At 38.0% G+C, this 10,842-nt stretch carries 14 protein-coding genes and 1 pseudogene; all 15 read right to left on the bottom strand.

What is annotated here, in order from left to right; all coding sequences use genetic code 11:
• Nucleotides 1-151 precede the first annotated feature (151 nt).
• Entirely contained in the window at nucleotides 152-553 is a 402-nt protein-coding gene (locus tag AC6CIF_RS30905; protein ID WP_498202651.1) for a DUF4279 domain-containing protein, read from the bottom strand.
• A 164-nt stretch (nucleotides 554-717) separates the two neighbouring features.
• A complete protein-coding gene (locus AC6CIF_RS30910; protein ID WP_498202652.1) occupies nucleotides 718-1,113 on the bottom strand; it encodes a contact-dependent growth inhibition system immunity protein in 396 nt (131 codons plus the stop codon).
• A gap of 208 nt (nucleotides 1,114-1,321) precedes the next feature.
• Entirely contained in the window at nucleotides 1,322-1,825 is a 504-nt protein-coding gene (locus AC6CIF_RS30915) for an NUDIX domain-containing protein (protein ID WP_498202653.1), read from the bottom strand.
• 40 nt (nucleotides 1,826-1,865) lie between these two features.
• On the bottom strand, nucleotides 1,866-1,988 hold the full coding sequence (locus AC6CIF_RS30920) for a hypothetical protein (protein ID WP_498202654.1): 123 nt from the start codon (nucleotides 1,986-1,988) through the stop codon (nucleotides 1,866-1,868).
• 93 nt (nucleotides 1,989-2,081) lie between these two features.
• Nucleotides 2,082-2,657 (bottom strand): nucleoside-triphosphatase, encoded by a 576-nt coding sequence (locus tag AC6CIF_RS30925; protein WP_249911840.1) that lies wholly within the window; start codon nucleotides 2,655-2,657, stop codon nucleotides 2,082-2,084.
• Nucleotides 2,643-3,104 (bottom strand): annotated as a pseudogene (locus tag AC6CIF_RS30930) (NUDIX hydrolase); the annotation flags it as partial. The gene AC6CIF_RS30925 and the pseudogene AC6CIF_RS30930, both read right to left, overlap by 15 nt.
• 221 nt (nucleotides 3,105-3,325) lie before the next feature.
• Complete coding sequence (locus AC6CIF_RS30935; protein WP_498202655.1) at nucleotides 3,326-4,357, bottom strand: DUF4917 family protein; 1,032 nt, start codon at nucleotides 4,355-4,357, stop codon at nucleotides 3,326-3,328.
• A gap of 167 nt (nucleotides 4,358-4,524) precedes the next feature.
• Complete coding sequence (locus AC6CIF_RS30940) at nucleotides 4,525-5,460, bottom strand: hypothetical protein (RefSeq protein WP_498202656.1); 936 nt, start codon at nucleotides 5,458-5,460, stop codon at nucleotides 4,525-4,527.
• A 217-nt stretch (nucleotides 5,461-5,677) separates the two neighbouring features.
• Complete coding sequence (locus tag AC6CIF_RS30945) at nucleotides 5,678-6,226, bottom strand: ATP-binding protein (RefSeq protein WP_498202657.1); 549 nt, start codon at nucleotides 6,224-6,226, stop codon at nucleotides 5,678-5,680.
• 190 nt (nucleotides 6,227-6,416) lie between these two features.
• Nucleotides 6,417-6,956, bottom strand: a complete 540-nt coding sequence (locus tag AC6CIF_RS30950; protein WP_498202658.1) for a tyrosine-type recombinase/integrase — start codon at nucleotides 6,954-6,956, stop codon at nucleotides 6,417-6,419.
• On the bottom strand, nucleotides 6,904-7,035 hold the full coding sequence (locus AC6CIF_RS30955) for a hypothetical protein (RefSeq protein WP_283945719.1): 132 nt from the start codon (nucleotides 7,033-7,035) through the stop codon (nucleotides 6,904-6,906). The genes AC6CIF_RS30950 and AC6CIF_RS30955 overlap by 53 nt, the downstream gene beginning before the upstream one ends.
• A 198-nt stretch (nucleotides 7,036-7,233) precedes the next feature.
• On the bottom strand, nucleotides 7,234-7,545 hold the full coding sequence (locus AC6CIF_RS30960; RefSeq protein ID WP_498202659.1) for a hypothetical protein: 312 nt from the start codon (nucleotides 7,543-7,545) through the stop codon (nucleotides 7,234-7,236).
• 128 nt (nucleotides 7,546-7,673) lie between these two features.
• Entirely contained in the window at nucleotides 7,674-9,473 is a 1,800-nt protein-coding gene (locus tag AC6CIF_RS30965; protein ID WP_498202660.1) for a serine hydrolase domain-containing protein, read from the bottom strand.
• A gap of 111 nt (nucleotides 9,474-9,584) precedes the next feature.
• Entirely contained in the window at nucleotides 9,585-9,959 is a 375-nt protein-coding gene (locus tag AC6CIF_RS30970; protein WP_498202661.1) for a hypothetical protein, read from the bottom strand.
• Between the two features lie 105 nt (nucleotides 9,960-10,064).
• Nucleotides 10,065-10,700, bottom strand: a complete 636-nt coding sequence (locus AC6CIF_RS30975) for a chloramphenicol acetyltransferase (protein ID WP_498202662.1) — start codon at nucleotides 10,698-10,700, stop codon at nucleotides 10,065-10,067.
• Nucleotides 10,701-10,842: the final 142 nt, after the last annotated feature.

Here is a 10,842-nt window from a genome sequence, read left to right on the forward strand (position 1 = left end):
TTTCAAAAGAGTCCACATGAATCTAAATCATTCAACTTTCTCGTTTACTATATTCACAACCCAGCGTTTGCTAGGTGTCAGGCGACTGCCCGCAGCGTGAATATTATGTTAGGCGCTGTCCTGCTCTTCTTCAGTCTTCTATCATCAATTCTTAGCTATAAATGTATAAGTCAATATCAATTTCCGCCCCTAAATCATAAATGAACTTTATGGTATCTTTGTTTAAATACATTGCTGGCTTTTCATTATTCTCTATATTAATTACGACTTCAAACTTACATTCGAGATTGTACTGCCTAATTAATTTTACAACTTGATCTTTTCGATCCTGAATTAGAATTTTAACCTTATCGATCTGATCATTGATATCCAAAGATTCTTCGTACTCTGTAGCTAGCTCCCAACACGTTTCCTTACGAAATAGATCTCTCTGTATAGGATCACCTTTGAGCCAAGCTCTTGTGGGAGGAATTAACAATGTATTTGTAATTATATTGAGGTCAAATTGATCTCCAAATATACTGAATTCTACTTTTACATTCGTTCTTTCCATCTTGGAATCTCCTCAATTTATATGTCTAGCAGGTTTTCACCTAACGATTCTGTATTCACTACCCAGCTTATGCTGGGTGGCCGGCAACTGTCGGACCAAGGGCGTATGACCGATGCATGAATATAAATAATGTTAACTAAAGTACTTAGCCTCCTTGAATACCCTTAAATAGGATCACTTCTGTATTTATTTATGTACTCTTCTAATGTCTTTCTCGCCTCTTCATATGTTCTAATTACTTCATCTAATTCGTTCTTCAGTTCTCTATGTTCTTCCCAATATTTTTTCCCTACCTTGAGCACCGAACAAAATAAATCCCCCATGTACAAATCTCCTGATCTTAATGGGTTCTCCACTAATTTCTCCAAGACTAGAGGTAAAAGAAGATCTAGACTCATTTGTTGCCCGATCAAAAGCCTTAAATCCTCATTATTCAATTCACAGAGAGGTTTCTTTCTTAATTCATTTGCTCGGAGAACTAATCGAGAAGCAAAATTCGGTTTATCCCACTTTTCGTCTTCTAGGTCTTCAAGGGTTTTGGTTACATCCACTTGCTGCATAGCTTCCCCCTCTTAAATAAGTGATTTCCGGCATTTCACATACGTTGTGTATTCACGAACCCTCACTGGCTTAAGCGCGTAAGCGCGGATCAGACGGACTTAGCCAGTACAGAGTTGTCTGCCTGATTCAGCTTCCCCGAAATCCCTCCTGGCGACCGAGGGCAAATGTCCGATGCGTGAATATGGTGTTATGAGATGGTGATGTCTTCTATAGACTACTTTCAAATATTACGCTAGAATATGGTTTTATTACTTGATCCGAAAAATATTCTTTAAAGAATTCATTGGTTGTTCCAGGAAATTTATAATGTTCTAAAGATTCTTCTAGCCTATACACTGTCCTCTTAATTTCATTAATGGGTAACCATTCAATCCCAACCTGTCCAACATCAGCTTGTAGGCTTCTTAATTCATTATTTAGGAATTGAGTACTACACTCATAAATAAAATCAATAGAATGAACTTCCTTCATTATGAAGGAGTATTCATGATTGCGCGACATGTATTCTCTTACACAAACTAACCTACTACTCAATATTTCAATACCCAGTTCTTCCATACACTCGCGACTTAAAGCCTGTTCCAATGTTTCGTTCTCTTCTTGAGCTCCTCCAGGCAGTACATAATAAATACCTATAGTTGCTCTCCTTTTCTTTATTAATAGAAGATTGTCATTCTTGATAATCAATGCTCTTACTGTATTTCGAATCATCTAGAATAATCTCCCTCCATACAATGTCTACATCACTTTCTCATAACGTTACTGTATCCACGACGTCCCACCGACTTAAGCGACCAACGGGAGCGGCCGCGATGCGGTTATTCGGTGCGGATGTGTCCGGCTGAATCTGCTTCCTCGAAAACTGAAATGCCACTCCGAATCCTCATCTAACTTCGTGCCGGACCAAGGGCGAATGCCAGATGCGTGAATATGTTGTTATAGGATGTCAGCACCTTCTTCGAGATCCTTACAATGTATTTGAATCTAAAGCTTTCAAAATATCCTTCACTAATAATTCTGTTATCATATCACGTGTAGATTCATTAATACTTACTAGCTGTACTTCCTTGTTATATTTGATTTTGTCAATTCCCGGATGACTATCTAGCGGAACTGTCCCTAAAACAATTCGATTATCATAAATGATTTCTTGTACTTTTCTTTGGAAAGATAAGGATAAATTCTGCATGAATCCAATTTCATCAATTACAACAATCTTTTTAAATGTCATGGCCTCTTGTAATACTCTTAAAGCAAATTCTTCGAATTTTTCTATATCGATTCCGTATCTTCCAATTCGAGTTTGACTGGGACTCTCTACATGCGCAATTTCCACACTCTCTCCATCAACGGATACGCATCTGAAACCAATTCGCTCATTAATTGAATTAGTTATTTCCTCAGTGTAAAATCCACCCCAAGTTTCTGATCCAATCTCATTTATAAGTTTTTTTATCAAAGTTGATTTCCCTGCTCTTGGCTTTCCCGTGAGCAAAAATACTCTTTTAGAGCTCTGCTGTTCCCCGTCTATTCTTGACAACAACTTATAGTCAGGTGGATTCAAATTCCACGTCTCATAGGGGACAGAGCGTGGCACACGTAGGGTATCTAAAATGCGAGATTTTAAATGAGGCCGTTTAATGTATTCATCCATTGTAGTTTCATCCAAGTGTAAAAACTTCGCATCTAGTATCTCTTCGGGTTGAATTGTTATTTCACCGCTCACATAGTCCGCATTAAAAACCACAGACAATACGTGAAGTCTTTCATTATAGTAGACGCCGGACACTCCGATGGGGCGGATGACAACTCCGGTTTCTTCAAGGAATTCACGACACACCGCTAGTTCTAATGACTCCCCAGCATCAACAAATCCTCCCGGCAATTCCCAAGTATCAGCTCGTAAATGTGTTCGAACCATCAATACATGCCCCATCTTATTCTGAACAAATGCAGATACAGCAACTAAATGTTTTGACTGTTCTTGCATTGTCAAACACCACCGATCAAGTATTTTGTATTCTGTTCGATATCAAAAAAAGAAGTTTAACATTTAGAGTTTGCGCTGATTTCACATAACGTTCCTGTATTCACGAACCCCGAAGGGGTTGTCTGCTGAAATGCCTCCCCGAGATTCATTCAGAGCAGACCAAGGCTCAAAAGGAGACGTAGCTTGAATATTATGTTATATGTTGTCGACACTTCAAAGAGCTACTCAAATAATTCTTCCATTTCAATATTCTTTAATGATTCAAAAAAACTCCTTGCGTCAAAAAAATCCACCTGAATTGAGGTGCCTTGAAAATTTCCTATTACCTCATGAATAATCCGTTCTTTATTACTCACATCGTATATACCGTAAGCAATTTTTTGAATATCCGATTTTTTGATCGCATCAATTATATGTTTGTCACTCTCTTTATCAAGAGACTGTCCGTATATGGTTAAAGCTTTAGACGTCTTCATTAATGCACTATAGCAAAAGCTTAAATATTTGTTATTTAAAATCTTATTCAACTTTTGCTTCCAAGTGCCTTCTGATATGTATAAAGGAAAGTACCCCGACTCGTACGTTTCCGTAATTGTATCTAGTAAAGGTAGATCAGTTCTTCCAATTGGATTTCGTTTAGTAGTTATTTTGATAATTTCCCCTTTATCCATATATAAATGTAGTGATCCATGAAGGTAATAAAGTCTTACTGGGTTTTTATCTGACGAGACTCCTGGCCCGGCACCAAAAATTATCATTTCAGAGTCTTTGTCATACCCAAAGCTGTCTCCTACTGCTCGAACTTTATTAACTTTATTCAATGCCCAATAGGCTAATAAATCATAATTCTTGGTAAAGACCTTCTCTTGAAAAAGCCTGAATGTTGTTTTAAGATCATTATCTTGATCTATAGTAAGTTCTTGCGGCTCAGGATGTACTTTTCGTACGGTTTCTATTAATGCACTTTTGATTCTCTCATAGCTTTCAGCAACACCTACAAAATCTATATTAAATATTTTGTTTGTATTAATTGAAGTACCTAAAACACGAAGAGCATACTCAAAATTTGTCGTATTTAGTTCTCCAAATAAATTAATATCTTCATCTATGAAGAGTTCTTTTGCTTCTTCAAAAAGATTGCTATACATAAATCTACTACCGAAGTTAATGGAAAAGCCATTTCCGAATAGTAGGTTAGAGAGATATGTTTTATCGTTCTCTACTAATTCCTCGAATGTTTTTAATTCCTCCATGTTTCTATCACTCCTGTATGATTTGTCGATTGCATATAACGTTCCTGTATTCACGACCCAGCGCATGCTGGGTGTCAGGCGTATGCCGGACCAAGGACGAATGTCCGCAGCGTGAATATTATGTTATAAGATGTTAGCGTCTCCTCTGATTAAACAAAAAGATTCAACTACTCACTGTGTATGTCTTCTAAACAAGTACTGCAGAAAGACACTCTATCTTCAATTACTTGAACAAGATTAATTCCACATCGCATACATAAATCTATATCATCGAATTCCCATTCTTCCGCACAGTTAAAACAAATGTATTCTTCTTTTGTTCTAACCAACGTTTCTAAACCGCAATTTGGACAACTATCAATCGGCCATTCTCCACCTTGAGTCACAACTTCGTACATGCTTTCTCGTAAAACTTCCGATACGTACTCATTTGCAATCAAATCTGAATCGCCATTTTTATATCCACAAAACAAACAATGAAATCCATCTGAGACATATCCAGCATTTTGTAAACATCGAGGGCATGTTACAATAGGCGACATTTGTCCCAAGTCATTAGCAATCATTTTCCAACGTGTGTCAACAAATGCTTTAAATTTCAATGCTTCATCTCTAATAACAGCCATTTCATCTTCACCAATTTCATCTTTTAATTCATTATTCACAAAATCAATCAAGAAATTTATTGCTTCTGCTACTGTAGCTTTTAAAGCTTCGGAGCTATCTACAATACCAAAATGCTCAAACCTATTTCTCTTGTCCCTAAGGCTATTTAAAATTTTTCGTTCCTGTTGCTTAATGTCAACTTCACAAATATTAATTAATCTATTAATGCAATCATCAAAAGTAGCGCTCAAAAACTTGCCATTTTTATAATCTTGCAAACTGGCTTTATCAACTTTACTAAATAACAATGTCCAGTGTTCTCTTCTCAAGCGCTCTTTTAGAATCAATTCAATCCCTGAACTTAAATGCAGGATTGCATATTTCAAGTCTGTTGCTTTAATGGGTTCATCTAAATGCTTTAGTGCTGAAACCACAAAATTCAAGCCGTTCTCAAATAATTCAAATTCAACATCATTATGCGTTGATTTCTGTTCCATTAAAGTTCCCTACCTATCATTTTTGATTTAATTCCGCGCTAATTTCTTATAACGTTCTTGTATTCACGACGTCCATCTCCCTTAGATAGCTCTTATCTTAGGGAGATGGATGTGTCCGGGTGATTTTGCTTCCTGGCTTATTCACTCCTACCGGACCGAGAGCCGCCAGGTTCGAAGCATGAATACGTTGTTATCTGATGGATCGGCCTTCTTCGGATTATCTAAATTCACTAATAACTTTTATTTGTTGAATAATATCCATGGTATTATTGGGGTCCTTAATGTCAAATAGATAATTAGCTTCATCTTTACTAGGTTGTATTTCTGTCGAATTTTCTTGTCTCTCCAATACTTCCAAAAAGCTCGAAGCACTTCTAAATATAGCTTTACTTCTTTGACTTTGTATTACACGTTCTTTCAGTAAATCAGTTGGTAGATCAAAGTAAACTATAATGCTTTCAAATCCTTTGTCCCGAAAGTGTCGGAGCACATTTGTTCTTCCAGATTTATTTAAATTTGAATTACTCAAGATAATATGGAAATTGCTTTCCTCAATAGCATACTTAACAATCGCATTAGTTACAGAGAACTTTAAAGTGTTAGGACCCTCTATAGGGCGAAGTTTCTTGTAATGGCTATTAATAAATTCAGCATGATTATCCTGATCAATGACAATGGCTTGTTGTAATACAGATTCTAATTCTCTAGCGAAAGTGGTCTTTCCACTATGCGTTTTTCCAACCGTCATGATTACCAGGCGTCTCATAAAAACACTCTCCTGTCAATGATATAATGATCTCTATAATGTTTTTTGCCGATCTTTCAGATAACATCTAATTTATGTACTTCGTGAATACCACACATCCTGTCCATTAGCTGAACTACGTATATGATAACCCATATTGTTACATTTGCGAAGAAAAATTCCGTAAAAAAAGGGAGGGGTAGCATAGTACTCAATCTCCCAAATCCATCCGATCCAGCGGGCTTTGAATACGCTGGATATTTTTCGTACTAACATGCGTATATCGCTGAGTTGTACGTGCACTCGTATGACCAAGTAACTCCTGAATGTAGCGCAGGTCTGTCCCGTTTTCCAGCAAATGAGTGGCAAAGGAATGCCTCAGCGCATGAATACTTACCTTTTTCATAATTCCTGCGCGTTGTCTGGCTTCTTCAAAAACCTTCTGCACGCTCCGCTCGGTAAGATGTCGATCAGAAGATTGCCCCGGAAAGAGGCAACGATTGGGTCTATATTCAGCTATGTATTTCTGCACCATATCCCAGGCGAGGCTTGAAAGAAGCGTCCTCCGATCCTTTTGCCCCTCCCCCTCTCTCACGACGAGTGTTTTCCTTTCAATATCCAGATCGCTGCAACGCAGACGCACAACTTCACCTACACGAAGCCCGGAAGAATAGGTCAGAGACAATACAGCCTTATGTTTAGGGTTGGTTACGGATTTGAGTAATCGAGTAACTTCCTTTTCGGACAACACTTGTGGAAGCTTGGTCTGCTTCTTGGGAAGAATATACTGTTATGGTGATCGTCTCTTCGGTTGTAGTATCATCGTTCATAGGAAACTCTCCTTTGTTTGAGTCTACGTCTTTCTCCGCAATTTTGAAAAATAAAAAAGGAAGGATCTCTACATCCCAAATAGGGAATCAGATGACCTTCCGATGCTTTCGGAACATTTATGATGTTGTAAAAGTAGAGATGAGCATAGCAAGTTCAATAGCAAACCTCTACTCCATGTAACTTCACCAAAGCATACACTACTGATCAATTTGTCCTGATGGATAACAGTAGACGATTGAACCAGCTGGTATTTTGTTTGGGGAGATCCCTTTTCCCAAACATATACCGATATTCTTCTTGCCAGCTATAGAATGGTTAATTTGAGTAGAAACAACTTCAAATACTTGCTCTTCCCCATCCGTTTTTTTGATGATAATCTGGTCACCGATCATCTCTTTGATTGTTGAAGGAAGTAGTTCATCCAACTCTTCATTGGCCCCCATAACGATGGTTCCGAATTCGGGTGTATCGAAGACTAAGCCAACGCCAAACAGCATTTTAGCTTCCATTCTGTGCCCACCTTATCTCTGATCTATGAATAGCTCGCTTTTGACATCTTTACCCTGAGATCGGCATTACGAAGTCTAACCATGGCATCTATCGATATGCTTAAGTTATCCATTTAGCTTCTGCCCTTCTAAACATACAAATTCCATCCCACAATAAAAGCAGCCAAGATGAAAGCCGAGATGCCAGACATGATGTACATCACCTTTTGCTTTTTGCTGTAACTGCTCTTCCGCAGTTTGAACATAAGCAAGCCAAGATACGCGACTGCTAGAACCACATAAAGTAGGTTAAACATTAAATTGATCCGTATCGAAGAATGAGCGGGATAATTTGGAAGTCTCGTGTGTATGATTAAAAGGTTAAGAGGAAGTACCGCACCTGCAACATTAATTGCAAGATGATATTTATTAAAATCTATCCGAGGATTTCCTCGTTTATTTAGTTTGTAAAGTAGCATCCGGATAAAATAGACGAGCAAAGCAGTCACACTGAAAAGGATGGCTAGTATGACAGGAATAAAAGATATTACAATCAAGTTCACCTTCAAATTCGATACAGGTAAGTAATCCATGTAAGGAGTGAAGGAAATTTTCTCAACAACGCCATTATGCTCGACCACATTATAAAGACTACTTAACTCAGCTTTTGAAAATTTTGTTATATCAAGCTGCCTGAATAAATCGGTAAATCTAGAGGCAGGCCGTCGTGCGGATTGAAAATATCCTCCTCCCTCCGAAGTAATTATATTAGAATTGACGTTATCACCGAAAATTTCTTTAATAAGTCCATAATAATAAATTTCCTCAAAAGACTGGTTTGTCATGACCACCATCCCAAATTTGGATTCTGGATCAAAGACAACTTTGCTTGAAAATCCTTTTAAATTCCCCTCGTGCAACAGTGTAGGTACCCAGTATTCCATCTCAACGAACCCATGCGCAAATCGCGGAGTAGAAGTACCGTCATAATATAGACTTGTTGACAACATTTCGTCTAACGTGTCCCTCTTAGCAAATAATACATTGCTATCATCGACAGGCATCAGCGCTGCAAGGAATTTCCCTAAATCTTCTGCTGTCCCCATGGCTGCCCCTGTAGGATAAAAGGTTACGTATACTCTGTTCTCAGGGATCAGTTTCAAATCTTTCGTATACCCTTCAATCTCATTCCTTCTTTGCACTATGTCTGGACGATCTTGCCCCGTTGGATGAATCGTAGTGTCGTTCATATGAAGGGGTTCAAAAATATGTTGATTGACATATTCATAAAAAGGTTGGCCACTTATCACTTCCACGATGTAACCGGCTAGACCAACACCGTAGTTCGAATAACCCACTATGCTATTCGGTTTATAGATCTGTTTCGGCTCATTTCTACGCAGCGTTTCTCCTAATTCTAACGTTTCATCCTCGGAGTAATAAAACACCTCGGCCGCTGTTTGATCTTCCCAACCCGCATTGTGATGCATCAGGTTCATTAGGGTAATTGGATCATCGTATTTCAGCTTTTTGAAAAATCCCTCTGGCAGATATTCTTGGATATCCGTATCCAAATCAAGCTTTCCTTGTTCGACAAGTTGCATCACACTCGTATAGACCAACAGTTTCGAGATTGAAGCCCATTCAAACACAGTGGAGGTATCCGCCTTTCGCTGATTCTCAATATCCGCGTAACCATATGCCTTATTCACAATGGTTTCACCGTCTTTAATAGCCACAACCGATACGGCAGCGGTATACTTCTCATACGAGGCAACATACGCATCAATCGTTTCCTCTAACTTGGATAAAGGAATCCTGGATGGTGTAGTCTCCACCTGTTTCTCTTCAGCGTGGGCAGGTACCGCTATTGCCATAATGATAAATATGAATGTCAGAACACAAGTGATTACTTTGTTTACAGTGTGATATCCACGATTCATCTGCATTAGCTTCTCTCCTTTTATATTAAATGTTAATTACATCTCTTGTTTTCGCGTATGCGTTTTCAAAAGAGTCCACATGAATCTAAATTATTCTCAAATGCAATTACACTCCATTCAAGAGATAGGTCGGAGAATTTCACCTTTCCAATTAACGCTGTTTATTTCTTTATCTTTCAAGAGGCACCAATCAATGATTTCACCTATCCATTTTGGCGTGATGATCTCATCGCTCCATTGCGGTGTTAATACTCTTCTGTATCCTATATATTCTTTGGTCCAGCCTTCGAATGCTTCTCCGATGATGACTATAAATGGGGGCTTGTTCTTAATACTGTGTTGTCCCACTTCATAAGTGACGATTAACTTCTTATCCTCAGAAACGATATGTAATTTGCTTATCCCTTCATCGTCAATATCCGGTTCAACATACCAATAAAACAATCGATTGGAGCGCACGATTTTACGTTTATATTTTTTTCTTACGCCCATAACTCACCTCGCATATTTCTTTTCCTTTGATCGCAGTATTTGGTCAGTTATCCAAGACACAGCTAGAGTAGCTTTGGTATTTTGATATCAAAAGTCACACTGATTTTAAGGAGTAGTAATCTTGTAAAAATCAATTACTCTATCAAAGATTTCGATCTCTCGTTTTTTTATGTGTGGTAACGTTTCGCAATGCTTTACAATATGATGTATATTATCTGCAACAATCTCTGCTTTATGAATCCCCACATATCCTGGTACCAGTTCATTAAGATAATGGAAGTATCTCATTTGAGGTTCAATCATGCACAGATGTTTATCAAAATTTCTTCTGGATCGTGTCTGATCCATCTCCTTTCGCTTGCGCAGCTCATCTTCTTCAGCCCAGAATAGTACATAAGCATCAGGTAATGATATTTCATTCTCCAATAATTTCTTTCTAAAGAAGTTTGCTGTTTCATCTAAAGATAAGTGCTCAAAACCATATATCCAGCTGTACCAAATCTTAAATACATCGCCATCCAAAATCACATACTCATGTTGTTGATTCTTCTCATATGCTATATGCCATCTATCGATTTGTCTCTCCAGTAACCACATCATAAGTTCCTTACCTTCAAGTTGAGGAGCTTCAAAAAGGAATCCTGTTTCTGGAACAATAAATGCATCATATTGTGTAGCGAACTGCTGACAAGTGGTACTTTTACCTACAGAACTGGCACCTTCGAGACAAATTATCGTCATTCAATTACCTCCAAATATTACTCACCAAATGATTAATCAACCTTCACTGGCTCTTAAGCGATCATGTTGAATTTCATTAGACTATGTACTGTAGATTTCATTGATCTTTAGCCAAGTTTCATACCAGAATGTTTTTCGTTAA

Source organism: Paenibacillus sp. GQ49, assembly GCF_059759055.1.